15 protein-coding genes are annotated in these 18,635 nt (G+C 74.2%); 8 read left to right on the plus strand and 7 right to left on the minus strand.

The annotated features are described in order from the left end of the window. The first annotated feature begins 121 nt into the window (after positions 1 to 121). From ACWDYF_RS29305 to ACWDYF_RS29315, 3 genes are all read left to right on the plus strand, one after another. Positions 122 to 982: a class I SAM-dependent methyltransferase gene (locus ACWDYF_RS29305; protein WP_389471716.1), complete on the plus strand. Its 861-nt coding sequence runs from the start codon at positions 122 to 124 to the stop codon at positions 980 to 982. Between the two features lie 93 nt (positions 983 to 1,075). Next, a complete protein-coding gene (locus ACWDYF_RS29310; protein WP_389471718.1) occupies positions 1,076 to 1,648 on the plus strand; it encodes an Rv1733c family protein in 573 nt (190 codons plus the stop codon). Positions 1,649 to 1,838: 190 nt separating this feature from the next. Beyond that, positions 1,839 to 3,008, plus strand: a complete 1,170-nt coding sequence (locus ACWDYF_RS29315) for an MFS transporter (RefSeq protein ID WP_389471752.1) — start codon at positions 1,839 to 1,841, stop codon at positions 3,006 to 3,008. A 7-nt stretch (positions 3,009 to 3,015) separates the two neighbouring features. Here ACWDYF_RS29315 and ACWDYF_RS29320 read toward each other — a convergent pair whose 3' ends face one another. After that, positions 3,016 to 5,616 carry an ATP-dependent Clp protease ATP-binding subunit gene (locus ACWDYF_RS29320; RefSeq protein ID WP_381737957.1) on the minus strand — a complete coding sequence of 867 codons (2,601 nt, stop codon included), beginning with the start codon at positions 5,614 to 5,616 and terminating at the stop codon, positions 3,016 to 3,018. Positions 5,617 to 5,896: 280 nt separating this feature from the next. On the opposite strand from ACWDYF_RS29320, the gene ACWDYF_RS29325 reads away from it, so the two are divergent. Beyond that, positions 5,897 to 6,661 carry a maleylpyruvate isomerase family mycothiol-dependent enzyme gene (locus tag ACWDYF_RS29325; RefSeq protein WP_389471722.1) on the plus strand — a complete coding sequence of 255 codons (765 nt, stop codon included), beginning with the start codon at positions 5,897 to 5,899 and terminating at the stop codon, positions 6,659 to 6,661. A 43-nt stretch (positions 6,662 to 6,704) separates the two neighbouring features. Here ACWDYF_RS29325 and ACWDYF_RS29330 read toward each other — a convergent pair whose 3' ends face one another. The 3 genes from ACWDYF_RS29330 to ACWDYF_RS29340 all read right to left on the minus strand — a co-directional run bounded on the left by ACWDYF_RS29330 (position 6,705) and on the right by ACWDYF_RS29340 (position 10,001). Beyond that, the gene (locus ACWDYF_RS29330) at positions 6,705 to 7,370 is read right to left on the minus strand and encodes a response regulator transcription factor (RefSeq protein WP_018570961.1); all 666 of its coding nucleotides are present in this window, start codon (positions 7,368 to 7,370) and stop codon (positions 6,705 to 6,707) included. Beyond that, a complete protein-coding gene (locus ACWDYF_RS29335; protein WP_389471725.1) occupies positions 7,367 to 8,599 on the minus strand; it encodes a sensor histidine kinase in 1,233 nt (410 codons plus the stop codon). The genes ACWDYF_RS29330 and ACWDYF_RS29335 overlap by 4 nt, the downstream gene beginning before the upstream one ends. Positions 8,600 to 8,702: 103 nt before the next feature. Further along, on the minus strand, positions 8,703 to 10,001 hold the full coding sequence (locus ACWDYF_RS29340) for a geranylgeranyl reductase family protein (protein ID WP_389471728.1): 1,299 nt from the start codon (positions 9,999 to 10,001) through the stop codon (positions 8,703 to 8,705). Positions 10,002 to 10,251: 250 nt separating this feature from the next. Between ACWDYF_RS29340 and ACWDYF_RS29345 the strand changes: the two genes are divergently transcribed. Both ACWDYF_RS29345 and ACWDYF_RS29350 read left to right on the plus strand, forming a co-directional pair. Further along, a complete protein-coding gene (locus ACWDYF_RS29345) occupies positions 10,252 to 11,604 on the plus strand; it encodes a dipeptidase (RefSeq protein WP_355475786.1) in 1,353 nt (450 codons plus the stop codon). Positions 11,605 to 11,696: 92 nt separating this feature from the next. Next, positions 11,697 to 12,413: an MBL fold metallo-hydrolase gene (locus ACWDYF_RS29350; protein ID WP_381737949.1), complete on the plus strand. Its 717-nt coding sequence runs from the start codon at positions 11,697 to 11,699 to the stop codon at positions 12,411 to 12,413. Positions 12,414 to 12,545: 132 nt separating this feature from the next. Here ACWDYF_RS29350 and ACWDYF_RS29355 read toward each other — a convergent pair whose 3' ends face one another. Together ACWDYF_RS29355 and ACWDYF_RS29360 are read right to left on the minus strand one after the other, a co-directional pair. Further along, the gene (locus ACWDYF_RS29355; protein ID WP_381737947.1) at positions 12,546 to 13,592 is read right to left on the minus strand and encodes an NUDIX hydrolase; all 1,047 of its coding nucleotides are present in this window, start codon (positions 13,590 to 13,592) and stop codon (positions 12,546 to 12,548) included. Positions 13,593 to 13,767: 175 nt separating this feature from the next. Beyond that, positions 13,768 to 13,962 (minus strand): hypothetical protein, encoded by a 195-nt coding sequence (locus tag ACWDYF_RS29360; RefSeq protein WP_018570967.1) that lies wholly within the window; start codon positions 13,960 to 13,962, stop codon positions 13,768 to 13,770. Between the two features lie 188 nt (positions 13,963 to 14,150). On the opposite strand from ACWDYF_RS29360, the gene ACWDYF_RS29365 reads away from it, so the two are divergent. After that, positions 14,151 to 16,199, plus strand: a complete 2,049-nt coding sequence (locus tag ACWDYF_RS29365; protein WP_389471732.1) for an NPCBM/NEW2 domain-containing protein — start codon at positions 14,151 to 14,153, stop codon at positions 16,197 to 16,199. Positions 16,200 to 16,301: 102 nt separating this feature from the next. Here the strand turns inward: ACWDYF_RS29365 and ACWDYF_RS29370 are convergent, their stop codons facing one another. After that, positions 16,302 to 17,255 carry an ROK family protein gene (locus ACWDYF_RS29370; RefSeq protein ID WP_018570969.1) on the minus strand — a complete coding sequence of 318 codons (954 nt, stop codon included), beginning with the start codon at positions 17,253 to 17,255 and terminating at the stop codon, positions 16,302 to 16,304. A gap of 209 nt (positions 17,256 to 17,464) precedes the next feature. Between ACWDYF_RS29370 and ACWDYF_RS29375 the strand changes: the two genes are divergently transcribed. After that, positions 17,465 to 18,538 (plus strand): LacI family DNA-binding transcriptional regulator, encoded by a 1,074-nt coding sequence (locus ACWDYF_RS29375; RefSeq protein WP_037896036.1) that lies wholly within the window; start codon positions 17,465 to 17,467, stop codon positions 18,536 to 18,538. Positions 18,539 to 18,635: the final 97 nt, after the last annotated feature.

The following is an 18,635-nucleotide window of genomic DNA, read 5'->3' on the forward strand; positions in this document are numbered from 1 at the left end:
CCCGTTCGGCTGAGGTACGGCGAATGGCGCACCGATGGCGTACTGATCGCCGCCCCGGCGTACCACCCTTGTCCCAGGGGGACGCCCGTCCCCCGCCCCGTCGCGAAGGAGTGGTGGACGCATGGAGGACAGCCGGGTGGAGCAGGCGGACCACACCGCGGTGCGGGTCGCCCTGTGGCGGGCGCTGCATCTGCGGGCCGATCCACCGCCGTACGTCTTCGAGGACGAGGTGGGCCTGCGGCTGGCGGCGCCCGGCGACGACTGGCCGCGCCGCCCCGACATGGACCCCGAGGGGACGCGGACCTTCCGGGCGGGCGTCGTGGCCCGCGCCCGCTTCGTCGAGGACCTGGTGACGGCCGAGGCCGCCCGGGGCGTCACGCAGTACGTCGTCCTGGGCGCCGGACTGGACACCTTCGCACAGCGCCGCCCCGAGGAGGTCGCCGCCGGGCTGCGGGTGTTCGAGGTAGACCGGCCCGGACCGCAGGCGTGGAAGCGGCAGCGCCTGGCGGACCTCGGGCTGGGCGTCCCGGAGGGCCTGCGGCTGGTGCCCGTGGACTTCGAGGCGGGCGGATCCTGGTGGAAGGAGCTGGTCGCGGCGGGCTTCGACGCGGGGCGCCCGGCGGTGGTGGCCTGCACCGGCGTGAGCATGTACCTCACCCTGGAGGCGATCACCGCCACCCTGCGCCAGGTGGCGGCGCTCGCGCCCGGTTCCACGCTGGCCATGACGTTCATGCAGCCCGCCGAGCTCCTGGAACCGCGCACGCGCGCCCTGCTGGAGAACACGACGCGCATGGCGCGGGCGTCCGGGACACCGTTCCTCAGCTTCTTCTCCCCACGCGAGATGCTGGACCTCGCCCGCGAGGCGGGGTTCACGGAGGTCCGCCATGTGTCCGCGGAGGACCTGGCGCGGCGCTACTTCGACGGGCGCGCGGACGGGCTGCGGCCCGAACCGGCGGAGGAACTGCTGGTCGCCTCGGTCTGAGGACGGCCGGGTCCCCTCGCGCGGGAGCCTCCGGCCGCCCGTGGAGGCACACTGGCAGTGAGCCCGTCGGTCTGGCACGAGGGGGTGTCGGCAATGGCACGTCGTGCGGGAATGTGGCTGTGGCGCTGGCAGCGCAATCCGCTCAGGCGGACCAGCGATGTCGTCGAGGCGTGGATCCTGGCCGCCGCCTGGGTCCTCGCCGTGGTGGGCGCCCTGGTGGCCGGGCTGCTGACGGCGGGCGTGATGCAGCAGAACGCACAGCGTGCCCGTGCGCAGAGCCACCCGGTGTCCGCCGTCCTCACCGAGGGCGGGTCCCGGAGCACCGCCCGGCCGGCCGGAGGCGCGCTGGTGTGGGGGACGGTCCACTGGACCGATCCGGACGGCTCGGTCCACACGGGCCGCACCCGGGTCCCGTCGGGTGTGGCCGCCGGATCCCGCCTCACCGTCTGGACGAACGGCCGCGGCGCCCTGACCTCCCCGCCCGCCTCCGCCGCCGACACCGCCTTCCAGGCGGTCCTGGGCGGCCTGTGGGCCGGCACGGCCACCGTGGGGCTCGTCGTCGGCGGCGCCAAGCTCGCGCAGAACCGGCTCGACCACCGCCGCGACGCCCAGTGGGCCGAGGAGTGGGCCCGGATGGACGCCCGCTGGGGCCGTATGACGGGCTGACGGCGAGGTGGGCTGACGGGGGACGGGCGACGGCAAGGCTCCCGCCGTAGCCGCCGTCAACAGCCTGACCTGCGGAGAATCCGGCCATGTGACGGCCATGAAGCGCGCGCCCCACCCCCTTGCCCCGTTCCCGGCGCCCTTCTAGCCTGGTTTTGTGCCGCTGATAAACAAAGTCCGTCCGCACAACGTCGTGCCGGACCGCCCGCTCGTCCGCCTCCGGATCGCCCTCACCGCCTTCTTCGCCCTCGACGGCTTCGTCTTCGCCGGCTGGGTGGTGCGCATCCCGGCCATCAAGGAGCAGACGCACTCCTCCACCGGAGCCCTCGGGCTCGCGCTCCTCGGGGTCTCCGCCGGTGCCGTCGTCACGATGACCCTCACCGGCCGGCTGTGCCGCCGCTACGGGAGCCACCTGGTCACGGTCGTGTGCGCGGTGCTGCTCTCGCTCAGCGTGGCCCTGCCGCCGCTCACCCACTCCGCCCTCGCGCTGGGCACCGTCCTGCTGGTGTTCGGCGCCGCCTACGGCGGCATCAACGTCGCCTTCAACAGCGCGGCCGTCGACCTGGTGGCCGCGCTGCGGCGTCCGATCATGCCGACCTTCCACGCCGCCTTCAGCCTCGGCGGCATGGTGGGGGCGGGCCTCGGCGGACTCGTCGCCGGGCTCCTGTCCCCCACCCGCCATCTGCTGGCGCTCACCGTGACCGGTCTGCTCGTCACGGCCGTCGCCGGGCGGACGCTCCTGCGGCTGGACTCCCCCGCGCCCGCGGACGCCCGGCGGGCCCGCCCGGACCGCCGCGACGGGCACCGGCAGGGCGCCCGCACCCGCGGGGTCGTCCTGGTCCTCGGGCTCATCGCCCTGTGCACGGCCTACGGCGAGGGGGCCATGGCCGACTGGGGCGCGCTGCACTTCGCCCAGGACCTGCACGCCTCGCCCGGTGTCGCGGCGGTGGGCTACTCGTGCTTCGCGCTCGCGATGACCGTGGGACGGCTGTCCGGCACCACGCTGCTCGAACGGCTCGGCCGCACCCGTGTCATCGTGGGCGGCGGCTGCGTCGCCGCGGCCGGCATGCTCCTCGGCTGCCTCGCGCCCGCCGTGTGGGTGGCCCTGCTCGGCTTCGCCGTGACCGGCCTGGGGCTCGCCAACCTCTTCCCGGTCGCCGTGGAGCGAGCGGGCGCGCTGGCCGGTCCGGACGGCGTCGCGACCGCCTCCACACTCGGGTACGGCGGCATGCTCATGGGACCCCCGGCCATCGGGTTCATGGCCGATTGGCTGTCCCTGCGGGCCGCGCTGGCCAGCGTCGCCGTACTGGCCGCCGTCGCCGCCGCGATCGGGTTCGCGACGCGACGGACGGCGTACGAGTGAACGGCGCTCAGGAGGCAGCTTCCGGGCCCCCCGCCTCCCCCTGCGCCTTCGCCCCGTCCCCCGCGGCCTCGGCCTTCCCGGCCTTCCCGGCGTCCTCGTAGACCTTGGCGTCGGACGGTGCCGGACGCTCGACCCGGCACACCAGGGCGTCGTTCTCGACGTCGGCGACGATGGTGTCACCGGGGTCGGCCGAGTCGCTCAGCAGCAGGGAGGCGATGCGGTTGTCCAGCTCGGCCTGGAGGGTGCGGCGCAGCGGACGGGCGCCGAACTCGGGCTGGTGGCCGTGGGCGACCAGCAGCTTCTTCGCCGCCTCGGTGACCTCCAGCTCCATGCCCTGGGCACGGACCCGGCGGCGGCTGTTGTCCAGCAGCAGGTCGACGATCTGGTTCAGCTCCGCCTCGCCCAGGCCGTGGAAGATGATGATGTCGTCGATGCGGTTGAGGAACTCGGGCAGGAACCTGCCACGCAGGTCCTCCATCAGCTGGTCCTTGATGGCGGCGACGTCGCCGTGGTGGGCGAGGATCCGCTGGGCGCCGATGTTCGAGGTCATGATGACCACGGTGTTGCGGAAGTCGACGGTGCGGCCCTGCGCGTCGGTGAGCCGTCCGTCGTCGAGGACCTGGAGCAGGGTGTTGAAGACGTCCGGGTGGGCCTTCTCGACCTCGTCGAAGAGCAGCACGCTGTAGGGCTGGCGGCGGACCTTCTCGGTGAGCTGGCCCGCCTCCTCGTGGCCGACGTAGCCGGGCGGGGCCCCGACGAGCCGGGAGACGGTGTGCTTCTCCTGGAACTCGCTCATGTCGAAGCGGACCATGCGGTTCTCGTCGCCGAACAGCAGCTCGGCGAGCGCCTTGGCCAGCTCGGTCTTGCCGACGCCGGTCGGTCCGAGGAAGAGGAACGAGCCGACGGGCCGGTTGGGGTCGCCCATGCCGGCCCGGCTGCGGCGCACCGCCTGGGCGACGGCGGTGACGGCCTCGTCCTGCCCGACGACGCGCGAGTGCAGGGCGTCCTCCAGCTTCAGCAGCCGTTCCTTCTCGCTCTCGGTGAGCTGGGAGACGGGGATGCCGGTGCGCCGGGACAGCACGTCGGCGATGTCGGCGACGGTCACCTCCAGCACGCCCTCGCGCCGCTCGGCGAGCCCCTCCAGCTCGGTCTCCACGTCGGTGATGCGGTCCTTCAGCTCGGAGGCGCGCTCGAAGTCCTCCGCGGCCACGGCCTGGTCCTTCTCGCGGCGCAGCTTGGCCAGCCGGTCCTCGCGCTCGGCGACCTCGGTGGACCGGCCCATCGAGCGCAGCCGCACCCGCGCGCCGGCCTGGTCGAGCAGGTCGATGGCCTTGTCGGGCAGGAACCGGTCGGTGACGTACCGGTCGGACAGCTCGGCGGCGGCGGCCAGCGCGTCGTCGCTGTAGCGGACCTGGTGGTGGGCCTCGTAGGAGTCGCGCAGGCCCTCCAGGATCTGCACCGTCTCCTCGACGCTGGGCTCGGGCACCATGACCGGCTGGAAGCGGCGCTCCAGGGCGGCGTCCTTCTCGACGTACTTGCGGTACTCGGTGAGGGTGGTGGCGCCGACGACATGCAGCTCACCGCGGGCGAGGGCCGGTTTGAGGATGTTCCCGGCGTCCATCGAGCCCTCGCCGGTGGCGCCCGCGCCGACCACGGTGTGCAGTTCGTCCAGGAACAGGATCGTCGACTCGGAGGCCGCCTTGACCTCGTCGATGACGTTCTTCAGCCGCTCCTCGAACTGGCCCCGGTACTGGGCGCCGGCGACGAGTCCGGTCAGGTCGAGGGCGACGACGCGCTTGTTCTCCAGGGTCTTGGGCACGTCCCCGGCGATGATCCGCTGGGCCAGTCCCTCCACGATCGCGGTCTTGCCGACGCCCGGTTCGCCGATCAGCACGGGGTTGTTCTTCGAGCGGCGGGAGAGGATCTCCACGGTCTGCTCGATCTCCTCCGCCCGGCCCACCACCGGGTCCAGCTTCCCGGCGCGGGCCTCCTCGGTCAGGTCGCGGCCGTACTGGTCGAGGGTCGGCGTGTCGCTCGGCGGCTCGGCGCCGCCGGGCCCGGCCTCGGAGCGGGCGACGCTCTCCGCGCCGCGGCGCAGCTGCTCGGTGTCGATGCCGTGGGCGCCCAGGATCTTGGTCGGTGCCGCGCCCGGGGTGTCCAGCAGGGCGCCGAGGATGTGCTCCGGGCCGATGTAGGAGACACCGGCCGCCCGGGAGTGCTCGTAGGCGCGCAGCAGCACCCGCTTGGCGGCCGGGGTCAGGCCCGGCTCGGCCGAGGGGGTGCCGCTCTCGGCGGGCAGCGCCCGCGCGAGGTCGGCGGCGAGCCGGTCGGGGTCGGCGCCCGCCTGGGCGAGCAGGCCGCGGGCGGGTTCCACCTGGGTGCAGGCCCACAGCAGGTGCTCGGTGTCCAGGTCGGAGCTGCCGTCCTCGGCCGCCTTGCCGGTGGCGCGGTTGATCAGGTCCTGGGCGGACTCGGTGAGCAGCCGTCCGATCGGCACCCGCTGCACCTGGGGCGGCGAGGCGCCCGGTGTCATGCCGAAGAAGCGGTTGAGGATCTCGGAGAACGGGTCCGGGCCGCCGAACGAGGCACCGAAGGGGGACATCGTCATGATCGCCGTCCGCAGCGTGGGGAAATGAGACCCTTCAAGACCAACCCACCATTCGGCCCACCGCAACGCGGCATACGCCGACCCAGTGCCGTAGCGGGGTGCCGAGGGGCCGCCGCGCCCCGCCGCGGGCGGCGGCCGCACCGGGACTCCTGGCGCCCGCACGGCCCGCACGGTCCCGGGCGGTTCCACACGGTCCCGGGCGGTCCCGGGCGGTCCCGGGCGGTCCCGGGCGGTCCCGGGCGCTCGCCAGGAGCGCACGCCGTGCGGCACACTTCCCGCCATGAAGACCGCCGAGTATCTCGACGCGCTGGACCGCGAGGGCCGGCTGCTGGCCGCCGCCGCCGAGGAGGCCGGGACCAGGGCCGCGGTGCCGACGTGTCCGGACTGGCGGGTGCGGGACCTGCTGCTGCACACCGGGGCGGTGCACCGGTGGGCCGCCGCTCTCGTCGCGGACGCGCACACCGCGCCGCGCCCCCCGGTCGATCCTCCGCCCGGTCTCGACGGCGCCGCGCTGGTGGAGTGGTACCGCGACAGCCACCGCGGCCTCGTGGCGGTGCTGTCCGACGCGCCGGAGGACGTGGAGTGCTGGACGTTCCACCCGGCGCCCCTGGCGGTGCCGTCCGCACTGGCCTTCTGGACCCGGCGGCAGGCGCACGAGACGGCGGTGCACCGCTTCGACGCCGAGGCGGCGCGCGGCGGAGTGCCGTCCCCGGTCGGCGCGGAGTTCGCCGTCGACGGCATCGACGAGCTGCTGCGCGGTTTCCACGCCGGTTCCCGGAGCCGGGTCCGTTCGCCCCGGCCGCGCGTGCTGCGGGTGCGTGCCACGGATCCGGCCGGGTCCGGTGCGGACGCCGCGGTGTGGACCGTACGGCTGTCGGAGGGGCCGCCGGTCACCGAGCCGGGCGGCGGCACTGACGCCGAGGCCGAACTCTCCGGGCCCGCGGACCAGTTGTACCTGGCGCTGTGGAACCGGGTGGCCGTGCCGCGGGTGACGGGCGATCCCGCGCTGGCGGCGCTGTGGCGGGAGACCTCGGGGATCGGCTGAGCAGCGGGGCCGGGCGGGCACGGACCGGACCGGGCGGCCCGGTTCAGCCCAGCCAGCCCGGCCGGACCAGGCCCGACTCGTAGGCGAGGACGACGAGTTGGGCGCGGTCGCGGGCGCCGAGCTTCACCATGGCGCGGCTGACGTGGGTCTTGGCGGTGAGCGGGCTGACCACCAGGCGGCGGGCGATCTCCTCGTTGGACAGGCCGATGCCGACCAGGGCCATCACCTCGCGCTCGCGGTCGGTGAGCCGGGCCAGGGCGTCGGCGGCGGCCGGTTCCTTGGAGCGGGCGGCGAACTCGGCGATGAGGCGGCGGGTGACGCCCGGGGACAGCAGGGCGTCACCGTCGACCACCGCCCGTACCGCGCGCAGCAGTTCCTCGGGTTCGGTGTCCTTGACGAGGAAGCCCGAGGCGCCCGAGCGGATCGCCTCGAAGACGTACTCGTCCAGCTCGAAGGTGGTGAGCATGACCACCTTGACGTCGCCGAGTTCCGGGGCCGCGGTGATGCGGCGGGTCGCCGCCAGGCCGTCCAGGACGGGCATGCGAATGTCCATCAGGACGACGTCGGGGCGGGCGTCCCGCGCCAGGCGCAGGGCCTCCTCGCCGTCGGCGGCCTCCCCGGCGACCTCGATGTCCGGCTGGGCGTCGAGCAGCGCCCGGAACCCGGCCCGTACCAGCGACTGGTCGTCGGCGAGCAGTACGCGGATCACCGGTCGTCCTCCTCGGTGGTCGTCAGGGGCAGTTCGGCCAGCACCCGCCAGCCGCCGCCGGGGCGGGGCCCCGCCTCGATGGTGCCACCGAGCGCGGCGGCCCGTTCACGCATCCCGGCCAGCCCGTTGCCGCTGCCGCCCGCCGCCGCGCCGGTCGCCGGTCCGTCGTCGTCGACGCGCAGCCGCAGGGTGCCGCCGCCGTGGGCGAGGCGCACGCGCGCGTGCCGGGAGCCGCTGTGCCGTACGACGTTGGTCAGGGCCTCCTGGACGATCCGGAAGGCGGCGAGTGCGGTGCCGGGCGGCAGCGGGGGCGGGGTGCCCTCGATCTCGACCGTGAGCCCGGCGTGCGCCGCCTGGTCGGCGAGTTCGGGCAGCCGGTCGAGGCCGGGTGCGGGCGCGCGCGGCGCGTCCCCCGGGGTGCGCAGTGTGCCGAGCACCTGGCGGACCTCGCCCAGCGCCTCCTTGCTGGCGGCCTTGATGGTGGTGAGCGCGGTGCGGGCCTGCTCCGGGTCGGTGTCCAGCAGGGCGAGGCCGACGCCCGCCTGGACGTTGATGACGGAGATGCTGTGGGCGAGCACGTCGTGCAGTTCGCGGGCGATGCGCAGCCGTTCCTCGTCGGCGCGGCGCCGGGCGGCCTGGGCGCGTTCCGCGCGTTCGCGCGCCCACTGCTCGTGCCGGACGCGGGCCAGTTCGGAGACGGCGACGACGGCTACCACCCAGGTGGCGACGACCAGTTGCTGTCCCCAGCCGGAGGCGGAGTCGCCGGGCGGCGGCAGCCACCGGTAGAGCCAGAGCGCGATCAGCGCGTGCCCGGCCCACAGCAGTCCCACGGAGGTCCAGGCGGCCCGGCGCCGCCCGGCGACGACGGCGCCGAAGCAGCTCACGGCGACGGTCAGGAACACGGGGCCGTAGGGGTATCCGGCGGCGAGGTAGGCCAGGGTGAGGGCCGCCGTGGCGTACGCGACGAACGCGGGACGCCGGGTGCGCCACAGCAGCAGCCCGGCCGCCACCACCAGCAGGGCGTACGCGTACGCGTCCAGTGCCTCGCGGTGGCTCTGTCCGCGGGCCGAGAAGCGGGTCCCGGCGAGGACGACGGCCGTGACGAGCACGGTGGAGGGCCACGGCCAGTGGGTCCCCGGCCGCTCCCGGCCGTCGGCGCCGCGCTCTCCCACGGGTCCGTGCCACCGTCCCCACGGCGGACCGCCCCCGCGTACGCGCTGCTCTTCCATGCCGGCCACGCTAGACGTCACGGGCCCACGGGGACGTCACCCCGGCGAGGTGGTCACCCGTACTCCCGGGGAAGTACGCCGAGGCCGCGGGGCCCGGCCCCGCTCAGGAACCGTCCGTCTCCCGGGTGTCGTCCGCGTGCTCCGTCCCGGCGCCGGTGTCGGCCTCGGCGGGGGCGGGCGCGGGTGCGGCCGGCTGGCGCCGGTCCATCATGCTCAGGGCGCGCTGGGCCAGGGGGTGGTTGCGGACCAGCTCGCCCAGTGTCGTGGAGCCCTGGGTGATGTCCTTGAACGCCTTCCAGGCCGGGCGGAAGCCGGTCAGGGCGGCGTGGAAGAGGCCGGGGCGGCGCTCGAAGACCGCCAGCATCCGCTTGCCGACGGCCATCTCGACCCCGAGCCCGGCCTTGATGGCGAAGGCGTAGTTCAGGGCCTGGCGGCGCGCGTCCACCGCGTCGTGCGCCTCGGCGATCCGCACCGCCCACTCGCCCGCGAGCCGCCCGGACCTGAGCGCGAAGGAGATGCCCTCGCGCGTCCACGGCTCCAGCATGCCCGCCGCGTCGCCGCAGACCAGCACCCGCCCGCGCGAGAGCGGCGAGTCGTCGGCGCGGCAGCGGGTCAGATGTCCGGAGGAGATGCTCGGCTCGAAACCGGCCAGTCCCAGCCGGGCGACGAAGTCCTCCAGGTACCGCTTGGTCGCGGCGCCCTCGCCGCGCGCCGAGATCACGCCGACGGTGAGCGTGTCGCCCTTGGGGAAGACCCAGCCGTAACTGCCCGGCATCGGGCCCCAGTCGATGAGGACCCGGCCGCGCCAGTCGTCGGCGACGGTCTCGGGCACCGGGATCTCCGCCTCCAGGCCCAGGTCGACCTGGTCGAGCTTGACCCCGACATGGGCGCCTATGCGGCTGGCGCTGCCGTCGGCGCCGACCACCGCGCGGGCGAGCACGGTCTCGCCGCCCTGGAGCACCACGGCGACCGTTCGCCGGTCCGGCACGGCCGAGCCGTGCTGCTCCACCCGGGTCACGGTGGCGCCGGTGCGCAGCTCGGCGCCCGCCTTCTGCGCGTGCTCGACGAGCTGCTGGTCGAACTCGGGCCGGTTGATCAGCCCGAACAGCATCTGCCGGGAGCGCCGGGTGCGGGTGAAGCGGCCGTTGTGGGAGAACGTCACGGCGTGCACCCGGTCCTGGAACGGCAGGTCGAACCCGGGCGGCAGCGAGTCGCGCGAGGGACCGATGATCCCGCCGCCGCAGGTTTTGTACCGTGGCAGGTCGGCCTTCTCCAGCAACAGGACGCGCCGCCCCGCGACCGCCGCCGCGTAGGCGGCCGAGGCCCCCGCGGGTCCCGCGCCCACCACGACGACGTCCCACACCTGCTGCACGTCGTCCGCCGAAGAGTTCTCGCTGCTCACGATGGTCTACCGCTCCACATCAACCGACTGCCTCCCCCGGCTCTCGGCTCCGCCCGAGCAGGGGCACCCCATCTGTCCCCCGCATCCTACGGCCGCTTTCCCCCAGGTCCGCTGTGGGAGGATCGGCAGCGGACACGTCCGCCCACTCGGACGCGCCCGCACCGACACGATCATCGAAGACACAGAAGTGCTCACAGAGCGCCCCAGAGGTGCTCACGAGTGCAACGTCGCACCCACAAGGAGCGTGCCCATGTCGTCGCATCCGGTCGCCGAGACCGTCGCCTCCCTGCTGCCCGGGGCCAGGGCGGAACTGGCCGAACTGGTGGCCTTCAAGTCGGTGGCGGACTTCGACCAGTATCCGAGGAGCGAGAGCGAGGGCGCGGCGAACTGGATCGCCGACGCGCTGCGCGCCGAGGGCTTCACGGACGTGGCGCTGCTCGACACCCCGGACGGCACCCAGTCGGTGTACGGCTACCTGCCCGGCCCCGAGGGCGCGCGGACGGTGCTGCTGTACGCCCACTACGACGTGCAGCCGCCGCTGGACGAGGCCGCCTGGACCACGCCCCCCTTCGAGCTGACCGACCGTGACGGCCGCTGGTACGGGCGCGGCGCGGCCGACTGCAAGGGCGGGGTGATCATGCACCTGCTCGCGCTGCGCGCCCTGAAGGCGAACGGCGGCATACCGGTCAACGTCAAGGTGATCGCGGAGGGTTCGGAGGAGCAGGGCACCGGCGGCCTGGAGCGCTACGCCGAGGAGCACCCCGAGCTGCTGGCTGCCGACACCATCGTGATCGGTGACACCGGCAACTTCCGCGTCGGCCTGCCGACCGTGACCAGCACGCTGCGCGGGATGACCCTGGTCCGCGTGCAGGTGGACACCCTGGAGGGCAATCTGCACTCCGGCCAGTTCGGCGGTGCCGCGCCCGACGCGCTCGCCGCGCTGATCCGCGTCCTGGACTCGCTGCGCGCCGAGGACGGTTCGACGACCGTCGACGGTCTCGCCGCCGACGCGGTGTGGGACGGACTGGCGTACGAGGACGAGCAGTTCCGCAAGGACGCCAAGGTGCTGGACGGGGTGGAGCTGATCGGTTCGGGCGCGGTCGCCGACCGTGTCTGGGCCCGCCCGGCCGTCACCGTCCTCGGCATCGACTGCCCGCCCGTCGTCGGCGCCACGCCGTCCGTGCAGGCCGGTGCCCGCGCGCTGGTGAGCCTGCGGGTGCCGCCGGGCGTCGACGCCGCCAAGGCCACCGAACTGCTCCAGGCCCACCTGGAGGCGCACACCCCGTGGGGCGCCCGGGTGCGCACCGAGCAGATCGGCCAGGGCCAGCCCTTCCGCGCCGACACCGCGAGCCCGGCGTACCAGGCGATGGCCGACGCCATGGCCGTCGCCTACCCCGGCGAGGAGCTCCAGTACGCCGGACAGGGCGGCTCGATCCCGCTGTGCAACACCCTGGCCGCGCTCTACCCGCAGGCCGAGATCCTGCTCATCGGCCTGAGCGAGCCCGAGGCGCAGATCCACGCGGTGAACGAGAGCGTCTCGCCCGAGGAGCTGGAGCGGCTGTCGGTCGCCGAGGCGCTGTTCCTGCGCAACTACGCGGGCTGACCCGCGCGCACGCCGGGCGGGCCGGTCCGCGCCCGCTCTGCCCGCGGCAGAGAGCCCTCGCCCCTCGGCGGGGGCTTCTCTACGGTCGGGGCATGGACGTAGTGGAGATCCTTCCCCGGCTGCACCTGCTCCGCTTCCCCGTGGGGCAGGCCTGTCTGTGGCGCGACGACGACGGGCTGACCCTGGTCGACTCCGGGCCCAAGGGCGCGGGCGCGGCGATCACCGGGGCGATCAGGTCCCTGGGGCACGATCCCGCGGAGCTGCGGCGGATCGTGCTCACCCATTTCCACGAGGACCACGCGGGCGGGGCGGGCGAACTGGCCCGGTCCTGCGGGGCGCAGGTGCTCGCCCACCGCCTCGACGCCCCGTACGTCAGGGGCGAGGCGGCTCCTCCCCCGCCGCGCTACGAGGACGGGGAGCAGGCCCTGCACGCGGCGGCCCTCGCACAGCTCCCCGAGGGCGATCCGGTCCGCCCCCGGCGGCTCACCGAGCTGTCCGACGGCGACGTCCTCGGCTTCGGCGGCGGCGCCCGCGTCGTGCACGCCCCGGGCCACACCGACGGCAGCATCGGTGTCCATCTTCCCCGGTACGGCGTCCTGTTCACCGGGGACACGATCGCCGTCTCCCCGGTCGACGGCTCCGTCGTCCTCGGCGTCTTCGGCCTCGACCGCGCCCGCACCCTCGCCGCCTTCCGGCAACTGGCCGCCCTCGACCCGCAGGTGGCCTGCTTCGGCCACGGCGCCCCGCTGACCGAGCGGGCCGGCGAGACACTGCGCCGAGCCGCGGCGGGGTACGCACCGCCCGCGTGACGCGGGCGGTCGGGGCCGGGCTGTCCCCGTACACGTTCACGTGTCCGGGACCGGCCTTCCGGTCCCGGCTCCGAGACCGTGCGCCCGGTGTGCAGGGGCGGGGCCCGGAGGGATCCCGGTGGGGAGGGCGGCTCAGCCCACCGGTACGCCCGCCTCCAGATAGACCGCCGCGCCGCGTTCGCGGGCGCGCAGCGCCCAGCGCAGGCGTTCGTGGCGGACCGGCGGGAGCAGGGTGGCGGCCTCCCGTTCGGTGACGAAGCGGCAGCCGCGCAGTTCGGGGCCGGGCAGCAGCAGCCGGGCGGCCTCGGCGGAGTCGAGGCGGCCGCCGTCGAAGAGCAGGCGCAGCCCGCCGAAGCCGGGGGGCGCGGGGCGTTCCCAGTCCACGACGAGCAGCCGGGGCGGCTCCTCCAGCCGTATGCCGGTCTCCTCGGCGACCTCGCGCATCCCGGCGCGAGCGGGGGCCTCGCCAGGTTCGACGATGCCGCCGGGGAACTCCCAGCCGGGCTTGTAGGTGGGGTCGACGAGCAGCACCCGGTCCCGCTCGTCGAAGAGCAGCACACCGGAGGCGACGGTCTCGGCGGTGGGCTCGGGGGTCTGCACGATGTCGCAGGGGGGTGCGGCACCGGTGCCGACCGCCTCGGCGACCCGGACGGCCGTCTCGTACGGGGTGAGCGCGCTGTTGTCGACGAGGTGCGCGTCGGCGGTGAGCCAGGAGGCCAGGGCAGCGCGGTAGGGCTCGATGTGGTCGTCGGCCCACTGGTGGGTCCGCAGATCGCCGTCGGGGAGGCCGGACGGGACGTCGCGGTGTGCTGTCCGCTCACGCAGGATCGTTTCGGCCGGGGCGAGGAGCAGATGCCGTACGCCGATGCGGCGGGCGGCGAGGCCGCCGAAGATCTCGTCGCGGTGGTCCTGGCGGAGCAGGGTCATCGGCACCACCAGGGTGCCGCCCAGTTCGGCGAGCATCGCGGCGGCGGTGTCGATCACCAGCCGCCGCCAGATCGGCAGGTCCTGGAGGTCACCGGCCCCGGCGAGGTGCTTGGGCGGCAGGAGGTGCTGGGCGAGCAGGCCGCCGATGACCTCGGGATCGAAGAGCGTGCTGTTCGGGATCAGATCGATCAGTTCCCGTGCGGTGGCGGACTTGCCCGCACCGAACGTGCCGTTGATCCAGACGACGGTCACTGGTCCCCCTCTTCTGTTGGCCCCCTGTGGCTTGCCCGCTCCACCCTGCCACGGAAACCAGGCCCAGTTGAGGACGACACGGAGCGGCGCCGCACCCCGCCGCGCGAAGGGGTACGGCGCCGCTGCGGTGCGGGCCGCCCGGTGGGGGCGCCCGGGGCGGCCCGGCCGGTCCGCCTCAGTCGTTCTGCCCCAGGACGTCCTTGTCGACCGGCAGGCCGTCCTGGCCGACGAGATGATCCACGGCGCCCACGGTGTCCTTCACCCCCAGTTCACCGAGCGCGTCCCGGTCGGCGGCGTGCGAGGGGGAGACGGCGGCCACCACGAAGCCGGTGGCGAGGGAGGCGAGGGCGAGCATGCTGCGCTTCTTCATGCCTGCTCAACGGCGGACGGCGGCTTTGGTCACGCGGTCGGGGGCCGGGGTCGTGACGGCCCATCGAACAACCGTTGAACAAGCGTGGCGTTCCCTTCCGACAGACTCCGACACGTCCTACCGTAAACGCACACGATGACGCGGACATGAAGTCATCCCATCCCTGGGAGTTCGGAGGAACGTTGACGATGCGTCTGCCGCACACGCGCACCTCCCGTCGAAGAGTCGTCGGAGTACTGACGGCATCCCTGCTCGCCCTCGGAACCGCGGTCCCCTCGGCCGCCGCGGCCCGGGACCAGGCCCGGCAGCAGCCCGAGCGGACCGCCGCGTCCGCCCTGCCCGGCGGACTCGCCCTCACCCCGCCGATGGGATTCAACAACTGGAACTCCACCCACTGCGGACCGGAGTTCGACGAGTCCATGGTCAAGGGCATCGCCGACCTCTTCGTGGCGAAGGGCCTGAAGGCCGCCGGCTACCAGTACGTCAATCTGGACGACTGCTGGGCCCTCCCCGCCCGCGACGCGGACGACAAGCTCGTCCCGGACCCGGTCCGCTTCCCGCACGGCATCGGGGCCGTCGCGGACTATGTGCACGCCAAGGGCCTCAAACTGGGCCTGTACACCAGCGCGGGTACCAAGACATGCAGCAGCACCGGCTTCCCGGGCGCGCTCGGACACGAGTACAGCGACGCCCGACAGTTCGCCGAGTGGGGCATCGACTACCTCAAGTACGACAACTGCAACAACCAGGGCGTGGACGCCCGGCAGCGCTACACGACGATGCGCGACGCCCTGAGGGAGGCCACCGCCGCGACCGGGCGGCCCATCGTCTACAGCATCTGCGAATGGGGCGACAACAAGCCGTGGGAGTGGGCCGCAGGCTTGGGCCAGCTCTGGCGCACCACCCACGACATCCAGGACAAGTGGTCCTCGATGCTGGCGATCCTCAAGCAGAACCTGCCGCTGGCCCCGTACGCCGGACCCGGCCACTGGAACGACCCCGACATGCTGGAGGTCGGCAACGGCGGCATGACGGACACCGAGTACCGCACCCACTTCTCGATGTGGTCGGTGATGGCCGCCCCGCTCCTGATCGGCACCGACCTGCGCAAGGCGTCCCCCGCCACCCTCGGCGTCCTGACCAACGCGGACGTCATCGCCGTCGACCAGGACCCGCTGGGCAAGCAGGGAACCGTCGTCTCCTCCGCGGACGGGCGCTGGGTCGTCGCCAAGCAGATGAAGGACGGCAGCCGCGCGGTCGCCCTGTTCAACGAGACGAACACCCCTCAGCGCATCGCCACCACCGCGCACGCCGTCGGCCTCCCGGACGCCGACGGCTACACCCTGCGTGACCTGTGGCAGCACCGGAACTACAACACCGCGGGCACCGTCGCGGCGACGGTGCCGGCCCACGGCACCGTACTGGTCCGGATCTCCACCGACCGGCGCTGGAGCGCCAACCCGCCCGCCGCCGAACTCTCCGCCGACGCGCCGCCGGCCGTCGCCGGCCGTCCGGCCGCGCTCACCAGCACGGTGACCGACCTGGGCCGCACCGCGGCCCAGCACCTGTCCGTGTCCCTGACCGGACCGGAGGGCTGGCAGGTGAGCGCCCGCTCGGCCACCTACGTCCGTACCCTGCGCGCCGGGGGCGCGCACAACACCCGGTGGACCGTCACCGCGCCGCCGGGCACCCCCACCGGGACGTACGGGCTGACGCTGACCGCGAGCTACCGCTCCGCCACCGGGGTCCGTGCCTCCGGCACGCTGACGGTCCCGGCGTCGGTGGTGGTCGCGCCGCCGTCCGGGACGTCCTCCCTCGGTGATCTGCCGTGGATGTCCGCCACCAACGGCTACGGACCGGTGGAGCGCAACACCAGCAACGGGGAGAGCGCCGCGGGCGACGGCCGTCCGATCACCATCGGCGGGGTGGTCTACGCCAAGGGCCTGGGCACCCACGCGCCGAGCGAGATCGCGTACTACACCGGAAAGGCGTGCACGAAGGTCACCGCGGACGTCGGCGTCGACGACGAGAAGGGCGCCAAGGGCACCGTCTCCTTCGAGATCTGGGCGGACGGCACCAAGGCCGCCTCGACCGGTGTCCTCACCAATGCCATGCCCGCCCAGCCGGTGACGGCCGACGTCACCGGTGCCCAGGTGGTCCGGCTGGTCGTCACCAACGGCGGCGACAACACCGACTCCGACCACGGCGACTGGGCGGACGCGCGGCTGACCTGCTGAGCCGGCCGCCGGGTCCGGCGGGTCCGGCACGAGGAGCGGTGCGGGAAGGGGGGGGCGGGCCGGTCGGCCCGCCCCCCCCTTCCGGCTGCCGTGCCCGGCCGCTCAGACCCCGGCGCCCGCCGGATCCGTACGCGCCGTGAGGGCCGCCGCCGCGGCGCCCACCAGCCCGGCGTCGGTGCCCATCTGGGCCGGGACGACCGTCAGTTGCCGGACGAAGGAGAGCGTGGCGTAGTCGGTCAGCGCCCTGCGCAGCGGGCCGAACAGCACCTCGCCCGCCTTGCCCACACCGCCGCCGACCACCGCGATGTCGATCTCGACCAGGGTCGCCGTCGCCGCGATGCCCGCGGCCAGGGCGCGTGCGGCGCGCTCGAAGGAGGCCACGGCCACCGGGTCGCCCGCGCGCGCGGCGGCGGCCACGGCGGCGGCCGTGGTGTCGCCGTCGGGCCCCGGCCGCCAGCCGTTCTCCACCGCCCGGCGGGCGATGTTCGGGCCGCTGGCGATCCGCTCCACGCAGCCGCGCGAACCGCACGGGCACAGGTCGCCGTCCAGGTCGACACTGATGTGACCGATGTGGCCCGCGTTGCCCGTGGGGCCCGGGTGCAGTCGGCCGCCGAGGACCAGACCGCCGCCCACGCCCGTGGAGACCACCATGCACAGCGCGTTGTCGTGGCCGCGGGCCGCGCCCTGCCAGTGCTCGGCCGCCGTGATGGCCACACCGTCGCCGATCAGCTGCACGGGCAGCCCCCCGGCCGCGGCCCGTGCGCGCTCCACCAGCGGATAGCCGCGCCAGCCCGGCACGTTGACCGGGCTGACCGTACCGGCGGAGGCGTCCACCGGGCCCGCGCTGCCGATGCCCAGCGCGGTGGCCCGGCCCCACAGCGCGGACGCGCTCAGCTCGCCGAGCACGTCCTCCACGGCCCGCATGACGGTCTCACCGTCCTCCTTCGCGGGCGTGGCGCGCTGCGCGCGCACCAGGATGCTGCCGTGGCCGTCCACCAGCGCTCCGGCGATCTTGGTGCCGCCGATGTCGAGCGCGGCCACGAGGTCGGTGTGCATCAGTGTCAGATCTCCCCGTCAACCATGTAAGGACCTAAGTGGTGAGCGCAGCCCGGCCTCGCGGCGGGAGCGCTGACCGAGTATGCGATGGACAGTCTCTCGTGCGTATGACAACGTTGTCCAGGCTCTATGCTCGACGCCACATCCTCATACGCACCCAGGGACCCGCGCAGAGCCCCTGCGGACGACAAGGAACAGGACGCCGCATCGTGCCAGAGACCGCCCGCCGAGAAGACCGCCCCGCCGACCGTGCTCCGGACCGCGCGTCCGGGACACGGTACGGCAACCGTCCGACCATGAAGGACGTGGCGGCGCGGGCCGGCGTGGGCCTCAAGACCGTCTCCCGCGTGGTGAACGGCGAGCCCGGTGTCACCGCCGACACCGAGCGGCGGGTGCAGGAGGCCATCGAGGCGCTCGGCTTCCGCCGCAACGACAGCGCGCGGGTGCTGCGCAAGGGGCGCACGGCGAGCATCGGACTCGTCCTGGAGGACCTCGCCGACCCGTTCTACGGTCCGCTCAGCCGCGCGGTGGAGGAAGTGGCCCGCGCGCACGGCGCGCTGCTCATCAACGGCTCCAGCGCCGAGGACCCGGACCGTGAGCAGGAGCTGGCGCTGGCGCTGTGCGCGCGGCGGGTGGACGGGCTGGTCATCATCCCGGCCGGCGACGACCACCGGTATCTGGAACCGGAGATCAAGGCGGGTGTCGCCACCGTGTTCGTGGACCGTCCGGCCGGACGGATCGACGCCGACGTGGTCCTGTCGGACAACTTCGGCGGTGCCCGCGACGGCGTCGCGCACCTGATCGCCCACGGGCACCGCAGGATCGGCTTCATCGGCGACATGCCGCGCATCCACACGGCGATCGAGCGGCTGCGCGGCTACCGGGCGGCGATGGAGGACGCGGGGATAGCCGTCGAGGACTCCTGGATGTCGCTGGGCGTCACCGACCCGGAGCGGGTGCGGCGGGCCGCCGAGGAGATGCTGTCGGGTCCGGACCCGGTCACCGCGGTCTTCACCGGCAACAACCGGGTGACGGTCACCGTGATCCGGGTCCTGGCCGGGCTGCCCCGGCCGGTCGCCCTGGTCGGCTTCGACGACCTCGAACTGGCCGATCTGCTCCAGCCGGGTGTCACCGTCGTGGCCCAGGACGCCGCCGCGCTCGGCCGCACCGCCGCCGAACGGCTTTTCCGGCAGCTCGACGGCACCCATCTGTCCCCGGAGCGGATCGAACTGCCGACCCGGCTCGTGCAGCGCGGCTCGGGCGAGGTGCCGCCGTCAGCCTGACATGACGGCGCCGGGGTGCCGCTACAGCGAGGCCCAGGGCGTCGTCTACACCGCGGGGCTGCGCGCGGACGGCGACAACCACCTGCTGCGCACGCTG

Source organism: Streptomyces sp. NPDC003284, from assembly GCF_053589675.1.